Origin of the sequence: Clostridium sp. D33t1_170424_F3, from assembly GCF_015667585.1 — a bacterium.
Lineage (GTDB): Bacteria > Bacillota > Clostridia > Oscillospirales > Acutalibacteraceae > Anaeromassilibacillus.
On record NZ_JADPEG010000016.1, the window covers coordinates 14,011 to 35,846 of the forward strand.

19 protein-coding genes and 1 riboswitch are annotated in these 21,836 nt (G+C 55.2%); of the genes, 8 read left to right on the forward strand and 11 right to left on the reverse strand.

Annotated features, from left to right (window positions below):
- Window positions 1–266 precede the first annotated feature (266 nt).
- Window positions 267–647 (forward strand): hypothetical protein, encoded by a 381-nt coding sequence (locus I4V53_RS11055; RefSeq protein ID WP_195985755.1) that lies wholly within the window; start codon window positions 267–269, stop codon window positions 645–647.
- 255 nt (window positions 648–902) lie between these two features.
- Here the strand turns inward: I4V53_RS11055 and I4V53_RS11060 are convergent, their stop codons facing one another.
- A complete protein-coding gene (locus I4V53_RS11060; RefSeq protein ID WP_195985756.1) occupies window positions 903–1,799 on the reverse strand; it encodes a cation diffusion facilitator family transporter in 897 nt (298 codons plus the stop codon).
- Window positions 1,800–1,887: 88 nt separating this feature from the next.
- Window positions 1,888–1,984: riboswitch (NiCo riboswitch) on the reverse strand.
- A gap of 175 nt (window positions 1,985–2,159) precedes the next feature.
- Here I4V53_RS11060 and I4V53_RS11065 point away from each other — a divergent pair.
- Together I4V53_RS11065 and I4V53_RS11070 are read left to right on the forward strand one after the other, a co-directional pair.
- Window positions 2,160–3,626 carry a polysaccharide deacetylase family protein gene (locus tag I4V53_RS11065; RefSeq protein WP_195985757.1) on the forward strand — a complete coding sequence of 489 codons (1,467 nt, stop codon included), beginning with the start codon at window positions 2,160–2,162 and terminating at the stop codon, window positions 3,624–3,626.
- A 293-nt stretch (window positions 3,627–3,919) separates the two neighbouring features.
- Window positions 3,920–6,526: a cation-translocating P-type ATPase gene (locus I4V53_RS11070; protein ID WP_195985792.1), complete on the forward strand. Its 2,607-nt coding sequence runs from the start codon at window positions 3,920–3,922 to the stop codon at window positions 6,524–6,526.
- Window positions 6,527–6,662: 136 nt separating this feature from the next.
- On the opposite strand, the gene I4V53_RS11075 is transcribed toward I4V53_RS11070, so the two are convergent.
- The 3 genes from I4V53_RS11075 to I4V53_RS11085 form a co-directional block, all read right to left on the reverse strand.
- Complete coding sequence (locus tag I4V53_RS11075; RefSeq protein ID WP_195985758.1) at window positions 6,663–10,199, reverse strand: NPCBM/NEW2 domain-containing protein; 3,537 nt, start codon at window positions 10,197–10,199, stop codon at window positions 6,663–6,665.
- A 139-nt stretch (window positions 10,200–10,338) separates the two neighbouring features.
- Window positions 10,339–11,949, reverse strand: a complete 1,611-nt coding sequence (locus I4V53_RS11080; RefSeq protein WP_195985759.1) for a hypothetical protein — start codon at window positions 11,947–11,949, stop codon at window positions 10,339–10,341.
- Window positions 11,950–12,004: 55 nt separating this feature from the next.
- Complete coding sequence (locus I4V53_RS11085; RefSeq protein WP_195985760.1) at window positions 12,005–14,086, reverse strand: FIVAR domain-containing protein; 2,082 nt, start codon at window positions 14,084–14,086, stop codon at window positions 12,005–12,007.
- Between the two features lie 458 nt (window positions 14,087–14,544).
- Here I4V53_RS11085 and I4V53_RS11090 point away from each other — a divergent pair, with 458 nt between their 5' ends.
- Window positions 14,545–15,018, forward strand: coding sequence for a hypothetical protein (locus tag I4V53_RS11090; RefSeq protein ID WP_195985761.1), 474 nt, complete (start codon window positions 14,545–14,547; stop codon window positions 15,016–15,018).
- 19 nt (window positions 15,019–15,037) lie between these two features.
- A complete protein-coding gene (locus tag I4V53_RS11095) occupies window positions 15,038–15,727 on the forward strand; it encodes a DUF2461 domain-containing protein (RefSeq protein WP_195985762.1) in 690 nt (229 codons plus the stop codon).
- On the opposite strand, the gene I4V53_RS11100 is transcribed toward I4V53_RS11095, so the two are convergent.
- Together I4V53_RS11100 and I4V53_RS11105 are read right to left on the reverse strand one after the other, a co-directional pair.
- The gene (locus I4V53_RS11100) at window positions 15,728–16,336 is read right to left on the reverse strand and encodes a hypothetical protein (protein ID WP_195985763.1); all 609 of its coding nucleotides are present in this window, start codon (window positions 16,334–16,336) and stop codon (window positions 15,728–15,730) included.
- Between the two features lie 17 nt (window positions 16,337–16,353).
- Entirely contained in the window at window positions 16,354–16,956 is a 603-nt protein-coding gene (locus tag I4V53_RS11105; protein WP_502709367.1) for a DUF4004 family protein, read from the reverse strand.
- A 581-nt stretch (window positions 16,957–17,537) separates the two neighbouring features.
- Between I4V53_RS11105 and I4V53_RS11110 the strand changes: the two genes are divergently transcribed.
- Window positions 17,538–17,789 carry a fatty acid kinase subunit FakA-related protein gene (locus I4V53_RS11110; protein ID WP_195985765.1) on the forward strand — a complete coding sequence of 84 codons (252 nt, stop codon included), beginning with the start codon at window positions 17,538–17,540 and terminating at the stop codon, window positions 17,787–17,789.
- Between the two features lie 94 nt (window positions 17,790–17,883).
- Here I4V53_RS11110 and I4V53_RS11115 read toward each other — a convergent pair whose 3' ends face one another.
- Window positions 17,884–18,048 (reverse strand): hypothetical protein, encoded by a 165-nt coding sequence (locus I4V53_RS11115; protein WP_195985766.1) that lies wholly within the window; start codon window positions 18,046–18,048, stop codon window positions 17,884–17,886.
- Window positions 18,049–18,174: 126 nt separating this feature from the next.
- Between I4V53_RS11115 and I4V53_RS11120 the strand changes: the two genes are divergently transcribed.
- Complete coding sequence (locus I4V53_RS11120) at window positions 18,175–18,348, forward strand: ribbon-helix-helix domain-containing protein (RefSeq protein ID WP_286167122.1); 174 nt, start codon at window positions 18,175–18,177, stop codon at window positions 18,346–18,348.
- A 218-nt stretch (window positions 18,349–18,566) separates the two neighbouring features.
- Here the strand turns inward: I4V53_RS11120 and I4V53_RS11125 are convergent, their stop codons facing one another.
- Both I4V53_RS11125 and I4V53_RS14030 read right to left on the reverse strand, forming a co-directional pair.
- Window positions 18,567–18,800, reverse strand: a complete 234-nt coding sequence (locus I4V53_RS11125) for a hypothetical protein (protein ID WP_195985768.1) — start codon at window positions 18,798–18,800, stop codon at window positions 18,567–18,569.
- A 147-nt stretch (window positions 18,801–18,947) separates the two neighbouring features.
- On the reverse strand, window positions 18,948–19,322 hold the full coding sequence (locus tag I4V53_RS14030) for a D-sedoheptulose-7-phosphate isomerase (protein ID WP_353616517.1): 375 nt from the start codon (window positions 19,320–19,322) through the stop codon (window positions 18,948–18,950).
- Window positions 19,323–19,393: 71 nt separating this feature from the next.
- Here I4V53_RS14030 and I4V53_RS14035 point away from each other — a divergent pair, with 71 nt between their 5' ends.
- Window positions 19,394–19,702 carry a hypothetical protein gene (locus I4V53_RS14035; protein ID WP_286167126.1) on the forward strand — a complete coding sequence of 103 codons (309 nt, stop codon included), beginning with the start codon at window positions 19,394–19,396 and terminating at the stop codon, window positions 19,700–19,702.
- Between the two features lie 71 nt (window positions 19,703–19,773).
- On the opposite strand, the gene I4V53_RS11135 is transcribed toward I4V53_RS14035, so the two are convergent.
- Both I4V53_RS11135 and I4V53_RS11140 read right to left on the reverse strand, forming a co-directional pair.
- Complete coding sequence (locus I4V53_RS11135; RefSeq protein WP_195985770.1) at window positions 19,774–20,760, reverse strand: ABC transporter substrate-binding protein; 987 nt, start codon at window positions 20,758–20,760, stop codon at window positions 19,774–19,776.
- Window positions 20,761–20,794: 34 nt separating this feature from the next.
- Window positions 20,795–21,835: an ABC transporter permease gene (locus I4V53_RS11140; RefSeq protein ID WP_195985771.1), complete on the reverse strand. Its 1,041-nt coding sequence runs from the start codon at window positions 21,833–21,835 to the stop codon at window positions 20,795–20,797.
- Window position 21,836 lies beyond the last annotated feature (1 nt).

A 21,836-nucleotide genomic window follows, 5' to 3' on the forward strand; every position in this document is an offset into this window, starting at 1 on the left:
GCCCAATTCCCTTCTGTTCAGCAAGCTGGGCCTGTCCGTCGCGCTGTGTGCATCCCAAAAGTATGTCAGGGTTTCTGAAACGGGAAAAGAAGCGCTGGTTACGCAGCTGAAACGGTTTCGGAGGCAATGGAAAGGGTTGACGCTGGTCGAGGTGCAAACCAGCGAGGGGGAAGAAATTCTTGTGAAGCTGTAAGCTCCGCCGGCAGGACAGATGGAAAACAGTGCGGCGGCAAAGGCTGCAAATTTATGAAGATGGAAGTGTGCATATGAAAAGGGCCGTTTTATTCCTGTTGCTTTTGCTGCTTGCGGGTTCCGTCACCGCCTGTGGATGGATCGGTACGCGGTTTGATGGCAGCAGATTGGGAAACGAAGATCAATTGGTGATGGATTACAAAGTGCTGAACCAAACGGATACCCAATCCCTGAAGCTGGAGGCGGGCGACGTGGTCGATTTTGCCATCGTCAGCGAATGGGGACAGGTGGATCTTTCGCTGCAAAAAGATGGGGAAGAAGCCGTCTATGAGAAAACAAACGTCCCGACGTCCTCCTTCCAGGTTGCCATAGAAGACAGCGGGACCTATCTGCTGACGGTCACGGGAAGGCACGCGAAAGGCAGCGTCCATATTGTAAAGGAAAGCGATACCTAAGCAGGATTTGAAAGACCAGCTAAATATAACAAAGGGCCGTTGCAGAATAAAACTGCAACGGCCCTTTGAAGTTTGCCCGGCAGCATGAAAGGTCCCTAAAGGACCGTATCACTCGTTCCCACTCGCTCTTCTCATAAAGAGAGTCCCGTTCTCTGCGGAGAACGGCCAAAGGCTCTGCCTTTGGAAACCGCCGCTTTTTAGAAAAGCGGAAAAACACATTTCGTTCTACGTTACAATCAAAACATGGGCTGTTATCTATGCCTGCGGTTCGTTTTCAGAAGGATTCACGTGGACCATACAATGCTTGACGGCGGGAAACCGCGCTTCAATCGCGTCGTGTACGCACTGCGCGGTGCCGTGCGCCTGCGTCAGCGTCTCGCTGCCGTCCGCCTGGATTTCCAAATCCACGTAGACCTTGTCGCCGAACAGGCGGGTCTTGATCTGGTCGATTGCCAGAACGCCCTCCTGCTCCGCCGCCACGCCCCGGATTTCCTCCACCACCTCGTCGTCGCACGCCCGGTCGGTCATTTTATTGATCGCGTCCCGGAAAATATCGACGGCGGCCTTGAGAATGAACAGGCAGATCACCACGCTGGCAATCGGGTCCAGAATCGGGAAGCCGAGCCGCGCGCCGAAGATGCCGACAAAGCTGCCGATGGAGGAGAGCGCGTCGGAGCGGTGATGCCACGCGTCCGCCATCAGTGCGCTGGAATGGATTTTTTTGGCGGCGGCGCGGGTGTACCAGTACATGGCCTCTTTCAAAACGATGGAAACGACGGCGGCAACCAGCGCCAGTGCGCCCGGAACCGCCAGCCCGCCATGCGTGCCGTTTACGATATGTTCCACCCCGTTGGCTCCAATGCCGATACCGGTGGCAAACAGGAGCGCCGCCAGCAAAATGGCGGCCACACATTCCAGCCGCTCGTGGCCGTAGGGATGGTCCTTGTCGGACGCGCGGTTGGCAAGCTTCACGCCGATCATGACCACCACGGTGCTGAACACGTCGGAGGCGGAGTGCACCGCGTCCGAAAGCATTGCCCCGGACCTTGCAAAGATACCGGCAAAGAGCTTAAAAGCGGTTAACAGGACGTTTCCCAAAATGCTGACCCGCGAGACGTGCATTGCGGTTTGTTCGTTTGTCCGTACTTTCATAGCCAGACCCTCCCAAAATGTACATATGAATCCTCTTCGTCCGGCAGGGTGTTCTGGCCTGAAAATAAAAAAACACCTGCGGAACAACAACTGTCCCGCAGATGTACGCAGTCGGTTTCATCTGCTGCCGTAGGAAACGGCCCGGCCCCATGGAAAACTTCCATCGCCTGCTCAGTTTGTACTGTTGATTGGGCATCTTTACAAAAGACGCCGTGCAGCGCAAAGAGATTTCATATAACATATCATATGCATTTTGCTTTGTCAAGGTTCCGCATGAAATTTTTTGCAGGCGGAGTTTGCGGCGCGAAGGGTATGGAACCGCCGTATTCCTGCCATACTAGAGCGGTGGAGGGATGTACGATGAACCAAACAGGACAAACGGTTAAAAAGACCGGTTTTTTATTGGGCTGTGCGGCGGTATTTGCGGCCGCGATGCTGTTTTTTTCGGCGTCCGCGCAGCAGGACCGCGCACAGCCGCTTTCCCCGGAGGACAAACAGGTTTTACTGCAGAATTTGCATTTTCCAAGCCCTTCCAAGGAACAGCAGGTGGGCGTAACGGAATCCATTTTAAACAACGATCCGGACAACGCCGTTAGTGTGCACTTTCCGGTGCTGGGTATCCAGAAGGTAGACGATAAAATCCGCGCGCAAGTCGATTCCCTGTTACAGGAATACCAGAAGCAGCTCAGGGAGGAGCAGGGCCGCGGCAGGGCGACGGGTTCCCTGCTGGTGGATTACGAGTCCTATCTGGCGGGCGATCGGACTGTTTCCGTGGTGTTCCATGTGGAGATTGATTTTTCCACGCTGGCGCATCCGGACGTATTTGTCCGCACCATGACGTTTGACCTGAAGGACGAAAAGGAGCTGACGCTGCACGAGGCGCTCAAGGGCGACTATCTGCAGGCGCTCGCGGACCTGACCCGCAAACATTTCCGCGAGAACACAAGCTATGCGGGCCTGACGGAGGACGAGCAGTTCATGCGCGGCACCGCGCCGGAGGACGAAAATTACCAGTCCTTTGCACTGACGGACGACGCCCTGCGGTTGTATTTTCAAAAGTACCAGCTCTTCGCGGGCAGTTACGGATTGCCGTACGTGGACATCCCATATGCGGAGCTGAAAGCCTACCTGAACGTCAACACGACGGAAAAGCTTGCGGCCGCCAACGCGGCGCCGGAGCGCGTATTGGAGGAGCCGGCGGCCCCCGCCGCCATCGACAAAAGCCGCCCCGTTGTAGCCCTATCCTTTGACGATGGGCCGAACGCCAAGGTTACGCCGCGTATCCTGGATATTTTAAAGCAGAATAATGCCCGCGCCACCTTTTTTGTGCTGGGAAACCGCGTGGACAGTTACGCTTCCATTTTACAGCGCGAATATGAGGAGGGGCATGAGATCGGCAACCACTCGTATAACCATCCTTCCCTGACCAAGCTCAGCGTAAAGGACATTACTTACCAGGTCAACGAGACGGATGCCCGTATCTCCCAGCTGGTGCCGGTGGTGCCTACGCTGCTGCGCCCGCCCTACGGCGCGGTGAACGACGCCGTCAAGACCAGTGTGCAGAAGCCGCTTGCGCTGTGGTCCATCGACACGCTGGACTGGAAAACCCGCAATAAGGACGCGGTTGTCAAAGAGGTAATCGGAAAGGTCAAGGATGGGGATATCATCCTGATGCACGACATGTATTCCACCACGGCGGACGCGCTGGAGGTCATTCTGCCGGAGCTGTCCAAGCAGGGGTTCCAGTTTGTCACCGTCTCGGAGCTGCTGGCGGAGAAGGAGATCACCCCTGTGGCGGGCAAGGTGTACCGGCAGGGCAAAAGTTAGCAGTGTGCGACGGAATAAGAACAATCTGTAAAATTTGGCAGGAACGTTGACAGAGACGGGTAAATCCTCTATAATGAATTCCATCATATCTCTGTTATATACCCAACAAAAGGGAGTAGTTATAATACGCGCCGATCAACATACCCGGTTCCCTGCGAACCTGGCGGCGTGTGCCGATTTTCGGTGACAAGACTTTTGGAGGGCTGTCCTGCTATACGCAGGCGGCCGCCGGAAGTCTTTTTTTATTTTCCGGCGGTCGGGCGGAGGTCAATCAAATGGAGGGAAGAAAAAACATGGCGAACACATTCTTCAACCGTTCCGCCGGGGAAACATTGCGCGAGCAGAAGAGCAGCCGGAACGGCCTGACCGGCGCGCAGGCAAAGGAAAGACTGGAAACATATGGACCCAACGCCCTGGTCGAGGGCAAAAAGAAAGGGCTGTTGCAGGTATTCCTGGAGCAGTTCAAGGACCTGCTGGTGGTGATCCTGATGATTGCGGCGGTCATTTCCCTGCTGTCCGGGCAGAGCGAAAGCACGCTGGTGATCTTTGCGGTGATCCTTTTGAACGCGATTCTGGGAACCGTGCAGTATTTCAAAGCGGAGAAGTCTCTGGACAGCCTTAAGGCGATGTCCTCGCCGTCGGCGAAGGTCCTGCGCGATGGCGCGCGGCAGGAAATCCCCTCACGCGACGTGGCGCCGGGCGACATCGTCTTCCTGGAGGCGGGCGACATGGTCGTCGCGGACGGGCGTATTTTGGAGAATTTCTCCCTGAAAGTGAACGAAAGCTCCCTGACCGGCGAATCGGAGGGCGTGGACAAGACGGAAGAAACTATCGAGGGCGGAGAGGTTGCGCTGGGGGACCAGAAGAATATGGTCTTTTCCGGATCGCTGGTCACGTATGGGCGCGCCACGGTGGTGGTTACCGGCACCGGAATGCAGACGGAGCTGGGAAAAATCGCCGCGCTGATGAACCAGACCCAGCAGCGCAAAACGCCTTTGCAGCAGAGTCTGGACGACTTCAGCAAAAAGCTGGCGGTCATCATCCTGTGCATCTGCGCGCTGGTGTTTGGCCTTTCGCTGTACCGCGCGATGCCGGTACTGGATTCCCTGATGTTCGCCGTGGCGCTGGCGGTCGCCGCGATTCCGGAGGCGCTCAGTTCAATTGTGACCATTGTGCTGGCGCTCGGCACCCAGAAGATGGCCAAGGAAAACGCGATTATCAAGGATCTGAAGGCGGTGGAGAGCCTCGGCTCCGTTTCCGTTGTCTGCTCCGATAAAACCGGTACGCTGACCCAAAACAAGATGAAAGTGCAGAAGGTGTATGCGGACGGCAAATTGCTGGACGGCGGCGAGATGCAGCTTTTAAACGATCCCCAGCGTCTGCTTCTGAAGGCCGCGGTGCTGGACAGCGACGCAACCGACGTGGAGGGCGTGGAAATCGGCGACCCGACGGAGGTGGCGCTGGTGCAGCTCGGCGACCGTTACGGCGTGGAAGAGGTGGCCTACCGCAGGCAGCATCCCCGTCTGGGCGAGCTGGCGTTCGATTCCGACCGCAAGCTGATGAGCACGCTGCACGACGTGGACGGCAAACCCACGCTGCTGACAAAGGGCGCGATCGACGTGCTTCTTGCCCGCGCGACGCATATCTATACCAGCGAGGGTATGCGGGAACTGACGGAACAGGGCAAACAGGAGCTGCACCGCGTCAACCGGGAGCTGTCTGAGCAGGGCCTGCGCGTCCTGGCCTTTGGCTATCGGGAGCTGGACGCGGCGCGGCCTCTCACGCTGGAGGATGAAACCGGCCTGACCTTCATCGGCCTGATCTCCATGATCGACCCGCCGCGTGTGGAATCCATGCAGGCGGTGGCGGACGCAAAGCGCGCCGGTATCCGTACCATCATGATCACGGGCGACCATAAGATTACCGCGACCGCCATTGCAAAGCAGATCGGCATTTTTATGGACGGCGATATGGCGCTGGAAGGCGTGGAACTGGACCGCATGACGGACGCGGAGCTGGATGAAACGCTTGCAAAAATCTCCGTTTATGCGCGTGTTTCTCCGGAAAATAAAATCCGAATTGTCAACGCGTGGCAGCGCCGGGGAAAGATTGTTTCCATGACCGGCGACGGCGTAAACGATGCGCCCGCGCTGAAAAAAGCCGATATCGGCGTCGCCATGGGGATCACCGGAACGGAGGTCAGCAAGGACGCGGCTTCCATGATTCTGGCGGACGACAACTTTGCCACGATTATCAAAGCGGTGCTCAACGGGCGCAATGTCTATGAAAACATCAAGAACGCAATTCAGTTCCTGCTGTCCGGCAATATGGCGGGCATTCTGTGCGTGTTGTATACCTCCATTATGGCGCTGCCCATGCCGTTCGCACCGGTGCACCTGTTGTTCATCAATCTGCTGACGGACAGCCTGCCCGCCATCGCCATCGGGATGGAACCGGCGCGCAAGGACCTGCTGGACCGTCAGCCGCGCGATCCCAGGGAGCCGATTCTCAACGGCTCGCTGATCGGCAAGATTTTTACACAGGGCCTTTTGATCGGCATTGCAACCATGGCGGCGTTCTACATTGGATTGCAGACGAGCGCCGCGTTGGCAACCACCATGGCGTTTGCCACGCTGACGCTGTCCCGGCTGTTCCATGGCTTTAACTGCCGCGGCAGGCAGTCGATTTTCCGCCTGGGACTTCTCAGCAACAAATACAGCCTGATGGCCTTTGGAGCGGGCGTCCTGCTGCTGTGCGCCGTGCTTTTCCTGCCCTTCCTGAGCGGCCTGTTCCTGGTGACGCCGCTTTCCTTGGCGAATGTAGGGACCATTGCGCTGCTGGCGTTCCTGCCGACGCTTTGCATCCAAATCTTTAAAGCGGTGCGCGGCTGGTCCAGGTAAGCATAACCTGCGCGCTTATCCTACGGCATCATACTCCACAGGACATTCCGTGGATTTTAAATAGCAAAACAGCGGGGTACCGGTGCAAACCGGTACCCCGCTGTTTTTGTGATAAAAGTTTTTTGCCAAGCGGTGATCAGCCGCCGTGGTTTGCCAGATATTGTTTCCACTTGATCAGATCGCGCACATCGACGATTCCGTTTCCGTCGTAGTCCGCCAGGAGCAGCTGCTCGTCGGTCAGTTCTACCGTGCCGGCGATGTAACCGCGGAGGATGTCAATATCCTTCTGATCCAGTTTGCCGTCGCCGTTCAGGTCGTTTGCGACCCAATCCAGGTCCTTCATGGCCCGGCGCAGCTTTTCTTCCGCCTTGTCGACTTCTTCCTGAGAAGCGCCTTCCTTCAGGTAGACCTCGTAGGAGGCGTCATAGACCTTCTTAAAAGCGGCCCACTCGGCTGCATCGTAATCTTCCTCGTTGATGCATTTCGCCAGAATAATCGCCCCGTAAAGGCCGGACTTGTCCACAACATAGGTAGCGGAATCAAATTTCCGCATAGCTTCGCGCAGCTCCTTGGCGGCGGAAGCAATTTCTTCCGCTGTGGCGTCGCTGCCCTTGTCCACGATGGCCTGTGCGTTGTCGATAGCAGCTCTCAGCGCATCGGCCGCGTCCCGCGATACGTTGCCCGTCGAAGCCAGCTTTTCCTCCGCTTCATCGATCATATTCGCCAAAAGGTTGACGGAGGCTTTGAATCTCGGTTCTACCCAACAGGCATGGTCGTACAGCGTGCTTTCCACCTCTTCCACGACCAGCTTCAGGAATTTATATCCCGCCATGGGAACTTCCACGTCGATGGGATCGGAATACGCGTCCATGTACTGCTCATAAAGCAGGTCATTGTCGCCGTAAACCTTGTAATTGACGGTCGCGCCCTTTCCTGCATTTTCCAGTACCTCGTCGCCAAGGCCGATTTTTGCGGTAAAGACGCCAGCTGCGCCGTCGATGTAATAGATTGCCTGTCCAGGTGCGTTGACCTGGAAGCCGCCGTCCGGACGGCTGTAGTCGATACCGCCGAGCATCAGCGGGCCGCCGTCCTGGTTCTTGCCGTCCACTGCGTCTTTCCAGTAGCTGCTGACGGACAGTGCGTTTTTCACTGTCAGGATTCCGTCGAGCACAGTGGTCGGTTCATACGAAGCGATCTGCGGGTCGATCCAGTCGGCATGGTCAAAGTCCATGTTGCCGCAGGAATCGACCACAAGGCGCAGGTAGTCGTGGTTCATTACTTTGATGTCAATGGGTTTTGCGGCGCTCTTCCACTTCATCACGCCGCTATCAAACAGGAGCTCGTCGTCCCCATAGACATAGAAGCGGATGTCGCCGTTGCCGCCGGAGTCGTCGTCCGAGCCGCAGAGTGCGGTAAATTGGACGTTGCGTCCGCCGACGAAATAGACCAGCTCCGAATTGGCATGTGTGCCGATACCGGTTGGATAGGTAGTTCCGGCGATGGTCAGAGTATTGCCGTTGATGGAACGATCCTGCCGGATGGTGCCCCAGCCGGATTTTCCGGATACCCAATTGTGGATGGTCAGCGGGCCGTCCTCCAGTGGGTCGCCCGGATCCACGTTTTCAACGGAAACCGAGGCCTTGAATTCCGCGGTGGCCGGCTGGCGGTCTCCTTCGTACAGAAGCAGCGCGCTGACAATCAGGGGCTCGTTGGTCAGGGAAACGTTGCCCGCCGTAATGCGGTACTGCGCCTCCAGACTGTCTCCTGTGGCCAGATTGTTTGCAACCGTGGAGGAGAGCGCCTTAGCGGTGACGCCTTCCGGAAGCTTCAGGCTCAGGCTGGCGTTTTCGACGGTGGTTTTGCCGCCGTTGACCAGCTTTGCCGTCAGAACCGCCGATTCGCCGCTCTTCAGCCTGGTCTTGGAGAGGCTGCCGATCACATATACGGCTTTGTCGACTTCCTCGCCCGGGGAAACGATATACATTTTTACGCCGTGAGAGGGAACAACCGCGGAAGCAACGGGGGAGTCAAACTCCACGTTGGCGCCGTCTTCGTTCTTTTCCCACACATCCTTCAGATGATAGACAGCCGTCTTGTCCAGATTGTAATAGTTCTCGTAGTAGGTTTCGTCCTTATCCCGGACCAGGTCGCCGATCTGGGAGATTTCCATGCTCATGGTGGCGTCTTCGCCGGAGCGGTTGAACATCAGCAGGGAAACCCGTCCGTCGGTCAAAGGCTTCACCAGGTATTCCAGGTCGCCGTCGTCCTTAAACTTGATGCCCTGGATGGCGGTCGGGTCCTGGTTGATCGCAATAGCGTCCTCGTTTTTGATGATCTCAAGGACTTCCGATTCGTTGTCGAGCTTGCGGAGGTCGTTGCCGAGGATCAGCGGAGACGCCATCTGGCACCACAGGCTGAAGTGCGATACGTTTTCGTCATGTGTTAAAGAGCCGTTGCCGACCTCCAGCATATCGGGGTCGTTCCAGCCGTAGTCATAGTCGCCGTCTTCCTTGCCATAGCGGCCCGCGTACTGATACAGATTGACGTTGACATCGTAGATGCTCATGACGGAGCTCCAGCTGGCGGAGATATCGCCGGTGGTTCTCCACAGGTTTCCGGTCTGTCCGCCCCAGACCCAGGGCTGGCGGCCGCCCCATTCGCAGATGGAGAACGCGATCGGACGGTTTTCCTTGCCGTTTTCCGCCGCATATTTCTCCGTGGCCTGCATCAGGTTGTCGCGCATAAAGCCGTAATTGTAGCGTGCGGTGTCGTAGTCGCGGTTGGAGCTGCGGATGGGGTTGTAGAACTTCAGGGTATTTTCGCCCGCGTTGAGCTCCAGCATCGCGGCGGCGCGGCTTCCGGGCGCGCCGTCCGTATAGCCGGTCGCGGGAAGCATCATCCGGTAGGGATGGCGGTCGTCGCCGTTGATGGTGATAAACATCGGCACTTCCGTGCTGGACGGCTTCTTATAGAAGTCCAGGTTCAGCGCATAGGCGCCTGCTTCCGGAACATTAACCGTAAAGGTTGCGAAGCCTGCGTTTTCTCCCAGGCCATCGATGTAGTTGCCCTTGAGCACAGCGGTGCCCTCCAGCTTCGCATCTTTGGCTTCGTAGGAGTAAATTTCCGTTCCCGGTGCGTAGGGCTTTGCGATTTTGAGGCCGTGAATGCCGTATGCGGTGGTCGAAAGCTGTACATTATGGCAGTAATCGTATTTAAAATAATCGATTTCCCATTCCGCAAAGCTTGTTGCGTCGCTCAGCTCCCGGAACTCGGAAGCCGGCATATCCTGGCAGGTGAACAGGCCGTTTGAGGTGTAAAGGCCGACCTTTAGGCCCTTGTCGTGAAGCTGTTGGGACAACCAGTTGCCGTCGTGCGGGAAGCGGATCGGATCAAACTGCAGCCGGCCGTTTACATCCCGTTCAGAGGACTGCCAGTTGTCGTCCAGATTGACATACTCATATCCTACGTCTTTCAGACCGTGTTCCACCATGGCGTCTGCTGTGTCGACAATCAGGTCTTCGTCGATGTTTGCCCAGAACGCGTTCCAGCTGGACCATCCCATGGGAGGCGTTTTTCCAACGCCGTTATCATGCGCGCTAGCGCCGGTCGCCAGCATGGCCGCCGCCAAAAATGCGGTGACGACTGCGGTGGCGAATTTTGTAACCCGTTTCACATAAATCCTCCTTTTTCATCTATTTTTGGCCCCTGCAAAAGTGATGCTGCCGCGGCCTTATCCCGGTTGGGCGGGACCAAACCTCCGGAGACCGCCGGCATTTTTCCTTTGTAATGGAAGACGCATCCACAGGCCGGGGTCAGTTCCCCAGCAGGTGGCAAACGCCCAAAATGGTAAAACCAAGAAACAGAAGGGACATAAACAGCTTAACCAGATGTTCTTTTCCCGCAAACCGGTCCGCCAGTTCCAGATACTGTTTGCCCTTGTAGAGCAGCAGCGTCACCGCAACGGCGGGCAGGGACAGCATGACCGCGTAAAGAAGGAAGACCGCCGCGCCAAGCAGCCAATTTCCCGCGCCTGCGTCAAAATAGTAGAGCACAGTCGCGGCGAAAAGCTGGCCGGTGCACAGGAATTCCCCCACGGCAACGACTGCGCCCGCGGCCATGGCCGCAAAGAACAGCGCTTTTCCTGCGGAAACCTTTTGCATGCAGGTTTGATAGAATGTTTTCATCCTGGGTGTAAACTGTAAGATGGCTTTACCGGCCTGTCCCTTCCTTGTCCGGATAAAATCGATCAAACTTAAGGTGGCGAAAACAGCGCCCACAATGACCACCAGGACAGTGATTGCCGTGTTAATCCCAGACAGGAACGCCTTGCTGGCGGCGCTCAGTATGCCGTAGAATACGGTTCCCATCAGGAAATACGCGATGATCCTGCCGAGGATGAAGCCGGAACCCGCCTTGAGCACCCGGCGTTTGTCCGTGGCCAGCAGGGAGAACAGGAGCAGAATCAGCGACATCGAGCAGGGAGACAGTCCCCCGATGAAGCCGGACAGGGCGATCCAGAACAGGTCGGCGGCGGACATCGCCGCATTTTCCTGCGAAAAGGTCCCCGCGGCCGTCCCGCTTTCCAGCGCCTGCACCAAATGTTTGCTGATGTCGTCGTAGCCGACCAGATAGCCGCCGTCGTACAGAACGATTGGTACGCGCTGTTCTTCGGGCTTGACCTGGTGCTTGCGGTACAACGCGTTAATCCGTTCAATGTCGGCAATGTTTCCCGCGTTGACCGCGTCGACGCGGAAGGGCTTCTCCGTGACCGTTCCATCCGCGTTCTTTACCTGGATCTCTGTGACGCCGTCTAAAAATGCCTTTGCCTTTTCGCACTCCGCGCAGCCGTCCGCATACAGATACTGCACCGTCACCTGATTGGAAGCGGCTTTTCGGCTGGCATTCAGGGAATGGGTTACGGCGGTTTGAAAACCTTCCCCCAACTCCTGCGAGCCGATCATCACGTCGTCCCCGATAAAGACGATCGGATGCAGCATCAGTTTTTCCTCGCTGATGTCCCGCTCCGCGAATTCCTGTTTCAGGGATTCCAGATTCTCTTCCTCCGCCACGTTGCAGATGGTCAAATCCGCTGTAACGTTGGGAAAATCCTTTTTGACCATCCCGAGAATATTCTCTTTGATGGTGGCTTCCTCATCGCAGGAAAGGCAGCGGTTATAAAAGTAATAGAGGATTTCCACCTCGCCTTCCCCGGTATCCGCGCCGGGGTTGACGGGAAGGGTGTCCACATAGCCGTCTTCCTCCGGAGCGCCCGTGTACCGCTCGCTCTCCATATGGGAGGGGGACGAGCTTGCCGGCGCTTCCGCTTCCGCAATGGCGGTGGGAAGCGCTGTCATGGCCGCCAGGAAAATCAGAAGGATGGAAAGGCAGGAAATCGTTCGACGTAGCTTGCTGCGATCGTGCATGGCATTTCACCTCAGTTTGGATAGGTTAGGGCTGCGATTCAGGAAATGAGAAGCATCAACCGATGGTAACTATACAGTGCTGCTGCGCGTTCTCGCCGGGCATCGTGGTATACACGCCGGTGCTCTGTCCCGGTGTGCCGATGGCATAGACGCGGTAGTAATAATCGTTGCCGATCTTGGCAATAAACTGCGTTTTGAGTACGCTGCCGTTGCCGACGGTAAATTTCGGGGTCAGATTTTCGCCGTTCACAACCGTCATCTTGAAGCAGTAAGCGCTGCCACGGATCAGGGTAAACGGAAGGGTGGTATCGCTGCGCACAAAGGCTTTTTCCACAACGGCCTGTGCCGCGTTAACAACGGGGCTGACGACAGCGGTTCCGCCTTCGCCATATGCGTTGGCAGGCTTACGGGATGTTCCGGAGCTGCCGGAAGAGGTGCCCTTGGAGCTGTTGTGCGGTTTGTTCTCAAGGTTTTTCTCCGCCAGGAGCGCCGCGTCTTCTGCTGCCGCCAGTTCTTCCGGCGTTGCGTCCGGGTTCGCCAGCGCTGCTGCCAGGCCGTTCGCCGCCGCGGTATATTTCGCCGCGCTGGAAGCTGTGTAGCTGCTCAGGTTTTTGGCCTGCATCCGTGCGAGAAGGTCTTCCAGTTCCGCACGGTCCGGCTTTTTGCGCAGATTTGCAAGCGCTTCGCCCAATGCGTTCGCCGCTTTGTCAACTTCCTTCTGGGTTGCGTTCGGGCCGATGGCTTTTGCCTGCTCCAACGCCTCATTAAAGGCTTCCTGGCCGGCGTCCAGATATTCGTCCAGATCGATGGCTTCCGCCTGTGCGATCACTTCATCCAGTTCGGCGCGGTCCGCGCGGTTGGATTCCAACAGCGCGATCATGGCATCGTAAAGCGATTCATATGCGTTCTCGATGTCGTTTTTCAGCGCGTCGTCGTCCGCTACGACTTCCTGCGCCTCGGCAAGAGCGGTTTCAAAGTCGCTCCACGCGGAGGTGAGGTAGTCGTTTTCGTCCAGGGTGAGGGCTGTCTCGATCAGGCCCTCCAGGGCGGTCTTGTCGCCAGACACAAAGGAGAGCATGTGGATCATGTGCATGAGCTCGCTCCATGCGTCGTCGATTTCCGCCTGTGTGGCCTCCGGATTGTCATAAACCTTCCCTGCGGTTTCAAATGCTTGATCAAACTTCTTTTTAACGGTTGGGACAAGGTCTTCTGTGTCGCCTGCGTCGATGCGCTCCTGCGCGTAATCGATCACGGCGCCCAGCGTCGTTTTATTGACGGTTTCAAAGACAAAGCCCAGCGTCGGGTTCAGGGTATCCATGCTGCCTGTATAGGTATAGGCGTCGTCGCCGATGAGGACCGGCTCGCCGCCGTTGATTGCTACGGAACGGAAGGTTCTGCCTTCCACGGTGGGGACAAAATCAAACGCCAGGTCCGCGCCGTTTTCGACGTCCTTCTGCTGGTAGGAACCGATCAGGTTTGCAAGCCGCTGTTCTTCGCCGCCAATCCACAGCTGTGCGGCCGGCGCGTTGAACGTTACGGTGAGGTCGGCTTTTTCCGGTGCGACCTGATGTCCCACATGTACGGCGGCATTTTGCAGAACGCCGACAATTTCGTCAAAGTCCGCGTTGTAGAGCATGACGCCGCCCATCTCGATGGTATAGTCGCCCTCCTCCATCGCTTCGTCCGCCTTGAAGGTTGCGGTGAAGACTGTGTCCGCATCCTTCGGCATGCCGTCGAGCGCGTCGCTGTCGTATACCACGGTGGTTTTAAGCTGGTCGTTGTGGATACCGGACGTCAGAGTTCCGGCGATCTTCTCTCCCGGCGTAACCTCCGCGCAGGTCAGCCCCTCCGGGTAGGTCAGGTTCATTTGCATGACGTAAATCGATGCATCCAGCTTGTCCAAGCCGTCGATTGCAAGCTTCACGTCAAAGCTGCTGCCGGCAGCCACGGTTTCCGGGGCGGTCAGGTTCATGTTGACCGTCTGTTCGCCGGAAGCCCGGGCTTTCTCTGCGGCAGCCGTTCCATCCGCGTTGGTTTCCGCCGCTGCGGCGGAAACGCTGGGAACAGAGCAGGCGGCTCCCAGAACCAGCAGGGCGGACAGCAAACCTGCCGTCCACTTTTGCCATGTTGTTTTCATGTTTGTTCTCCTTTCCTTTTCAATAATCATATTCTTCCATCCAAGGAAACTGTACGGCCCTCCCTCCTCCTTGATTGAAAAGATGAAGGGTACAACGGAACCAATATCAGTTTTTGCGTTCGCTGTACCCGCTTTTCCGATCGACGCTTATATTCTATCAAAGCAAACCGTGAAAATAAATGTATAATGTAAAATTGTTAAACAATTTAAGTAAAAATTTTAAAGATTCAATTTATATTTTATAATATATGCTAATGTACAAAAAGAACATAAAACATTTTTTTGGGTGGTTATTGTGTTTTTCGGATGATATCAATTGGCAGCATATATTTATAAAATTGAGAAAACTTTTCCGTATGTCCCAACAACATAAAAAGTCGAACAAATCTTTGTTTGTTCGACTTTTTATGTTGGATATGATATACTGGTAAAAAAAGGATATAAAGGAGGGACTTTCCATGCAAATTGAGCTAAGATGTTTAACATGCGGAGATATTGGCACATTCCAGATGCACGAACTGGAACAGGGGAATCTGAGTTGTCCGTATTGCGGAATACAATTTCACCCGCATGATATAGGTCTTGCCTACGATCTTTTGGATAAAATGGACGCCTGCAACCGGCGTCAGCTGAGTTCTGTCCGCATACTGGGGATGCAAAAGGATCAGGAAACAGGAAACCGTTCGTTTGCGTACCGTGTGCTGCTGGAAGATTTTGAACAGCTCCGCACGATTTTTCTCATGAGCAGCGAGGAAACCCAGAAAAAGCTGGCGGCGTTGATTGACCGGATTTACCTGATGGTCAACCGGGATAGAGATCAGGAAAAAACGCCGAATATCAATCAGCTGTACGAAGGGCTTTCCGTTGAATTTAAAGCTTCCTTTGAGGAGAAGAATCAAAACGCCATGCGTCTATTACATAGCGACGAATAAAATACAGGGAGGAAACCGTATGCCAATTACACCGAAAACGCTGGATTTTCTGGCGGAAAACCGCATCCAGAACAGCCGCGCCTGGTATCAGGAGCACAAGCCGCAGTATCAGGAATGGGTATTGGAGCCGCTGAAGGAGCTTGCCGGACGGCTGGAGCCGGTGATGCTGCAAATCGACCCGCTTTTGGTGACGGAACCGAAGGTGGACCGCACCATCTCCCGTATTTACCGCGATACCCGTTTTTCAAAGGATAAATCCCTGTACCGGGAGGTCATGTGGTGTGCCTACGAGCGCAACAAAAAGGAGTTCCCGGACATGCCCGGCTTCTTTTTTGAATTCTCGCCGGACGGGTTCCGGTATGGCTGCGGGTATTATCAGGCGCCGGCAAAGCTCATGCAGGCCGCGCGGGAACTGATAATAGAAAAGGACCCGGTATTTACCAGTGTGTATGAGGCGATGAAGCGGCAAACCGAGTTCCAGCTGGAAGGAGAGTTCTACAAGCGCAGCAAATTTCCGGACCAACCGGAGGAACTGCGCCAATGGCTGGACCGGAAAAATCTGGATTTGATTCACAACAGCAAGGACTTTGCACTGCTGTTTTCAGATACGCTTTGGGAAACGCTGGCACAGGGCTTTCAGCGCCTCGCGCCGTTTTATGCGTTCCTCTGCCGCGCAAGGGAAAAGACGATCCACAAAGAAGGGGAATGATTACGGATCGATCAGCGTGTAGTCGCCGGTGATGGTCTTCACGGTGGAATCCTTGTGAATAAACAGGCGGCCATTGCAGTCCAGCGTTTCAATCTGGCAGCCGGGGCCGATGGTAATGTCGCTGCCGTTGACGGTGCGCGCGGTGACGCCCTCCAGCTCGATGGTGGTCGCCTCGATCAGGTCTGCCTTTGACAGATTCTTAATGAACAGGCGCGCCAGCTTGCTGATACGGGACTTGATTACAACGCGGTCGCCGACGATTTCCTTTGCTTCAATCAGGCCGTCCGCCAGTACGGTGTCCGCGGAAATCTGGCCGGATACGGTCATGGAACCGTCGCAGTCGACCTCCTCCGCCTCGACGGAACCGCTGTTGATTTTGCACAGTCCGTCCACCCGCAGGGTTTTGACCTGCACATTGCCGCTGAAGGTGGCCATACCGTCGCAGTCGATCAGGTTCGCTTTTGTAACGCCCTGACATTTGTATTTGCCGTCGATGTCGATGGTTTTTGCCGTGACGTCGCCTGTGCATTCGCCGATGCCGTCGATCCGGACAACCCCATATTCGCCGCCGTTGATTTTCCCGACGCCGTCAATACGAATATCCTGCATAAAAAAATCCTCCTCAATCAGCCTTTGATGGCCAGTTTCATGTTGTATTTCAGCTTGATTTGTCCCGCAAGCTCGCTGACAGGATAGGAGCCGAGCACCTGAACGTCGCCGTCAAAATGCAGCGCCGCGCTGCTTTTGACCAGGGCCAGATGATGGCTGCCGCCCACTGTGAAAACCACACAGGTCATATCCATGCTTTTCAGCGCCTCAGCCAGGGGGATGCAGCGGCGGAGCAGCGCCTCCGTGTCCGCGGCGGATAACCGCAGCTCGCGGATTGCCCCGGAGAAAATGGCAAACAGCACCACTTCCGGGAACGTGTACTGCTCCTTCGGATAGATGGAAGCGAGCAGCGGCGGCAGGGAAGCGTCGATTTCCTCCATGCCGGCCAGCGCCTTAGCGGAAAGAAACGCGCCGGTTGCCTCCGGGGAAAGCATCTGCGCCAGCTCCTCCAGAGAATAGGAGTCTTTCAGCTCCAAAATGGATTTGATGCGCTGGAGCACCAAATCTTTTGGGAAAAAGGTCTCCTGTCCGGTGTAGGACGACTGTTTGATGAACCATTCCTCCGGGATCAGCCGTTCCCGCTTCCAGCGGTAGAGCTGGCCATAGGAGATGCCCGTCATCGAGAGAAGCTCTTTTTTTGAAATGAGATCCAATGTATCCACCTTCTAACGTAACAATGTTTTGTTTCATGAGTATAGTATAACAAAACATTGTTACGTTGTCAAGGGTGTTTTTTTAAAATAAAGGTTTCGATTGCTTTTGGAAAGCAAGTGGAAATTCTTCTGATTTGTAATAGCAATCTTTATTGCTTGTTTGCTTTTGATAAAGCGGGAAAAAACCGCTGGTTTGCCCTCATGCCGGGCGGCACCTCCGGTGGGGACGCTCGCTTGAGGCTAAAGCCTCGCTCGATGCTTCAAACGACCATCGCCGGAGGCGCGTCAGACACTGCGTGTCCGTCTTGCCACAAAAGTAAGCAAAAGCACGCGAAGGGGGGCGTGAGAGCTGGGCTCCGAGAGGGTACGACTCGCGCCCCCCTTCACCCCCGGTATCCCCCGTATACCTGAATAGCTCAGGGAGGGAAATATGGTTTTCATTGACGGCGGAGCTTTGGCGTTCGGTTTTATTCTATAAGGTAGAAATTAAAAAAGGAATCAAACGAGTAGAATAGTATCATAATCATTTCTGAAAGGATGGAGTAAAAATGGTGGAGTATAAATTTGATACGCAGTTGTTGGTGGAAGGAAAAAACCTTTCCGAAGACGCAATTCACGATTATATCACACAGAATATTGAAGGGGATTGCCTGATCGCCGTGGGAGATGAAGAGCTGATTAAAATTCACTTTCATACCAATACGCCGTGGAAGGTGCTGGAATATTGTGCATCTCTGGGCGATATTCACGACGTTGTCGTAGAGAATATGGAACGGCAGGCAAACGGCCTGAAAGGGTAGAGAAAGAGGAGATAAGCCGCACGGCTTATCTCCTCTTTAGGCTTCGCATTCGTCCTTATATAATGCTTGTTAGAAATAATAGTAAAACGCTACATTATATATGACGATTTTTGTCCCATGAATCCAGTCCAACGCGAATAAGATATAAATACATATCGCTGTTTGATCGATTGATAGAAGATTCGCTTCTAACTTGTTCAAGTCTTTGTTCCAACTCTTTTGGTAAACGTAGTGTAATTTGCTTTTCATCTTTAGACATTTAAATTACCTCCTAGTGCATCAGTGAATCATTATGTTTATTATACAGGTTCACTGATGCACTGTCAATGCTTTTTTGATTTTCTTTACATCATTGGTTCACTCGTGTATAATTAGAAACGAGGTGATGATTTTGGCAACGTCAAAGCATAGATATTCGGTATCGGTTGATGATAAAATGTTTAAAGAAATTGAAGATTTTCGTTTCGAGCGCCGTTATCAAACAAGATCAGAAGCAACGGTGGAATTAATAAGATTGGGACTAGAAATGTTAAAAAATGAAAGAAATGAAGAAGCATAAGAGACCAAAGCTCCGCCGGCAATGAAAACCACACAGGTTGCCCGGAGCCTCTTAAGTACATGGGGATACCGGGGGTGTAGGGGGGCGTGAGTCGTACCCTCCCGGAGCCCAGCTCTCGCGTCCCCGGAAAACCCAATTGACACGCACATGAAATAGATTAGCGGAAAACTGTCACTGTTTACCGCCGGAGGCGCGAAAGACGTTGCACGTCCTTTTGCTTACTTTTGTGGCAAGACGAAAAGTAAGTGCCGCCCGGCATGAGGGCAACCAGCGGTTTTCTCCCGCTTATTCAAAAGCGAATCAGCAATAAAAATTGCACATACAATCAGAAAAATTTCCCTTTGCTTTCCAAAGCAAGAAAATAGGATTTCTATTTGCTTCTCAAAGCAAACAAAGTACAAGCCCACCGCAGGTGAGATTCCCTCACCCACGGTGGGCTTGCTGTTTTCCATATCACTTGCCGTCCGCAAAGGACCATATCACTCGTTCCCACTCGCTCTTCTCAGGAAGAGAGTTCCGTTCTCTGCGGAGAACGGCAAAGGGCTCTGCCCTTTGATCCTGCCACCTTTTAGAAAGGTGGAAAAACGCGTTTTCAGCGGTCAGCTGAACAGCTCTGATTCCACCACGGCGCACAGCAGATGATACACCGCTAGGTGTACCTCCTGTATCCGGTACGTCTCCTGTTCCGGCGCAATGAGGGAACAGTCCGCCAGCTCCGCCAGCCTGCCGCCGTCCCGTCCGGTCAGGGCCAGTACCGTTGCGCCGCGGACCTTCGCTGCCATCGCCGCGCAGCAGACGTTTTCCGCGTTGCCGGAGGTACTGATCCCCAGCAATACGTCGCCTTCTCTGGCGTATCCCCAAACCTGCTGCGCGTAAACGAGACGGGGATCGACGTCGTTGCTGAACGCGGAGTTCAGCGCCGTATGCGCGGAAAGTGAGATCGCCGGAAGCCCGCCCTGCAATTTCCCGGCGATTTCCGCGCCTTCCGGGCCAAACTGCCGCGCAAATGCCGCCTGTTCCGGATCGGGAAGCGGGCGGGGAGAGGATGCGCCCGGATTTGCTGTCCAGCGGCCCGCCGCAGCTGATCCCGATCCCCTCCGGCGGGCGGGGGGACTGCGTCCGGCAGAAGCGGATGTCCTCCGCCAGCAGGGCCAGCATTTCCTCCGGCGGGAAGGAAGCGGTGGGATGCGGCTTACATTTATACAGGATTTGGACGCGGCCTTCGGTGACCTCGCCCAGACAGGCGGCGCATTTGGTGCCGCCGATGTCGACGCCGATTGCATACATGGTTTTGCCTCCTTTGTCCCGTATGCAAAAGACGGCCCCTGCACCCGCAGAAGCCGCCCCATGCTAAGAAAGTTGAAAGAGGATTAAAATAGAAGAAGATTTATCAGATTGAAGAAGGTCTAAGTAAATGAAAGGGAATTAAAGGGAATCCTTGTTGATGACGGAAACGCCGGTGTCGATGGTCGCTTCGCCGACGTCGTTGCCTTCCAGCGCGTTGACGGCGGTCTTCATGCCTTCGTAACCCATGACGTCCGGGTTCTGCGCCATGGTGCAGAGCAGGAAGCCGTTCTTAATCAGGTTCAGGATGGTATCGGATTTGTCGAAGCCAACGCCGATTACGGTCTGGCCGGCTTCCTGAATGGCGTTGCCCGCGCCGACGGTGGAGCCTTCGTTTGCGCCGAAGATGCCAACGCAGCCCTGGGTGATGTAGTTCGCGGCGATATCCTTGGATTTCGCTGCGTCACCTTCGCCGTACTGGGTCTCGAGCAGCTCAAACTTGGAGCCTTCAAACGCTGCGCGGAAGCCTTCTTCACGTGCAACCGTGGAAGCGGTGGCGGCGTTGACGTTTACGATGCCGATCTTGCCTTCGGTGATGCCGGCGGCCTCAAGGGCTTTGATCATTTCCTTGCCGGCGGTGGTGCCAGCGGCCTTGTTGTCGGTTGCCAGGGTCTGGACGCCCGGGAAATCTGCCGCGGAGTCAACATAGACGATCTTTACGCCTGCGGCGTCCGCTTCTTTCAATGCTGCGGTGACGGCGTCGGGGCCGTTCGCCGCCAACAGGATCGCTTCCGCGCCGCCGGCAACCGCGTTATTTACACATTCAATCTGTTTTGCGTCGTCCTTAACGTCCGGAGCAAGCCAGGTATAATCGACGTTGCCGAGCTCTTCCACTGCTTTTTTGCAGCCTCCGTCCACATTCACCCAGTGCTGGTCCATCTGGTCCATGGTGATCAGGTATACCTTGTGGTTTGCGCCGGTGGGTGTGTTTTCGGGGGCCTGGCCCTCGGTCTGGGACGGGGTGTTGCCGGTGGGCGCCTGGGACGGAGCGTCGCCGCCGCAGCCAGCCATCATGCCGGCCATCAGCATGCAGGACAATAAGAGAGATGTTACTTTTCTGAATTTCATGATTCTTTCCTCCTAGTTAAATATGATTAAAGCGTTACGCCTTAACTCCACTGGGTTTGGGTTCGGAAACGTTCTTTTCCTTCTTTTTTCTGGGCTTGCCGCTGCGGACGACCACGTCTAGCAGAACGGAGATCACAACGATGATGCCAATGACGATGTTGCGGATGGCGACCGGCGCGCCGGCAAACTGTAAGCCGTTCTGGAGCACGCCCCAGATGGAAGCGCCGATGACGGTGCCGAGCAGGATGCCCTGGCCGCCGAGGGTGGATACGCCGCCGATGACGGATGCGGCAACCGCGTACATCTCATACATATTGCCGGCGTCCATGGTGCCCATGCCGCTGGTGGCGCAGGTAATCAGGCCGACGACGCATGCGCAGATGGAACTGACCACATAGGCCTTGGTGGTACTGGATACGACATTGACGCCGGAGAGGCGGGAGGCTTCCACATTGCTGCCGATGGCGTAGATGTGGCGGCCGGTGCGGGTTTTGCTTAACAGGAAGTTAAACAGAAGCCAGAGGATGACGGCGATCCAGATGGTGTTGTAGATGCCGAGTAACTTGCCGTAGTAGAAGAAATCACGGAAAGCCTGCGCGCCGTCGCCAATGGAATCGGTGTTGTAGTTGTTGTTGACGATCTGCGCGATGCCGCGTGCAATGGTCATGGTGCCGAGTGTTGCGATGAACGGGGGCAGCTTGCATTTGGCGACCAGCTGTCCGTTGAGAACGCCGACCAGGATGCAGCAGAGGAAGGTGATGCCCACCGCGAGCCATGGATTGATGCCCTTGGTCATCAGTGTGGCGGAGATCATGCAGCTCATGCCGACCACGGAACCGATGGAAAGGTCGATGTTGCCGGTGATCAGGACGTAGGACTGGCCCACGCCGATAATCAGGATCGGGGCGATCTGACGGAGCAGGTTGCCCACGTTCTGCGGTGAAAAGAAAATCGGGTTTAAAACGCCGAATACAATGCAGAGGATAATCAGGCCGCACGCCACGGTGATGACCTGCCCCATGCCCCGGATTGCCAGGAGCTTTTTAAAGGGGTTTTGTTTTGTCTTGTTTTCCATA

Bases quoted from the DNA above. Each gene is read 5' to 3' on its own strand.
- I4V53_RS11120 (WP_286167122.1), top strand. From the start codon at position 18,175: ATGATTTTGGCAACGTCAAAGCATAGATATTCGGTATCGGTTGATGAT.
- I4V53_RS11140 (WP_195985771.1), bottom strand. From the start codon at position 21,835: ATGGAAAACAAGACAAAACAAAACCCCTTTAAAAAGCTCCTGGCAATC.
- I4V53_RS11060 (WP_195985756.1), bottom strand. From the start codon at position 1,799: ATGAAAGTACGGACAAACGAACAAACCGCAATGCACGTCTCGCGGGTC.
- I4V53_RS11100 (WP_195985763.1), bottom strand. From the start codon at position 16,336: ATGCAGGATATTCGTATTGACGGCGTCGGGAAAATCAACGGCGGCGAA.
- I4V53_RS11125 (WP_195985768.1), bottom strand. From the start codon at position 18,800: ATGGAAAACAGCAAGCCCACCGTGGGTGAGGGAATCTCACCTGCGGTG.
- I4V53_RS11080 (WP_195985759.1), bottom strand. From the start codon at position 11,949: ATGCACGATCGCAGCAAGCTACGTCGAACGATTTCCTGCCTTTCCATC.
- I4V53_RS11070 (WP_195985792.1), top strand. From the start codon at position 3,920: ATGGCGAACACATTCTTCAACCGTTCCGCCGGGGAAACATTGCGCGAG.
- I4V53_RS11095 (WP_195985762.1), top strand. From the start codon at position 15,038: ATGCCAATTACACCGAAAACGCTGGATTTTCTGGCGGAAAACCGCATC.
- I4V53_RS11105 (WP_502709367.1), bottom strand. From the start codon at position 16,956: ATGACGGGCATCTCCTATGGCCAGCTCTACCGCTGGAAGCGGGAACGG.
- I4V53_RS14035 (WP_286167126.1), top strand. From the start codon at position 19,394: ATGCGCCCGGATTTGCTGTCCAGCGGCCCGCCGCAGCTGATCCCGATC.
- I4V53_RS11055 (WP_195985755.1), top strand. From the start codon at position 267: ATGAAAAGGGCCGTTTTATTCCTGTTGCTTTTGCTGCTTGCGGGTTCC.
- I4V53_RS11110 (WP_195985765.1), top strand. From the start codon at position 17,538: ATGGTGGAGTATAAATTTGATACGCAGTTGTTGGTGGAAGGAAAAAAC.
- I4V53_RS11090 (WP_195985761.1), top strand. From the start codon at position 14,545: ATGCAAATTGAGCTAAGATGTTTAACATGCGGAGATATTGGCACATTC.
- I4V53_RS11065 (WP_195985757.1), top strand. From the start codon at position 2,160: ATGAACCAAACAGGACAAACGGTTAAAAAGACCGGTTTTTTATTGGGC.
- I4V53_RS11115 (WP_195985766.1), bottom strand. From the start codon at position 18,048: ATGTCTAAAGATGAAAAGCAAATTACACTACGTTTACCAAAAGAGTTG.
- I4V53_RS11085 (WP_195985760.1), bottom strand. From the start codon at position 14,086: ATGAAAACAACATGGCAAAAGTGGACGGCAGGTTTGCTGTCCGCCCTG.
- I4V53_RS11135 (WP_195985770.1), bottom strand. From the start codon at position 20,760: ATGAAATTCAGAAAAGTAACATCTCTCTTATTGTCCTGCATGCTGATG.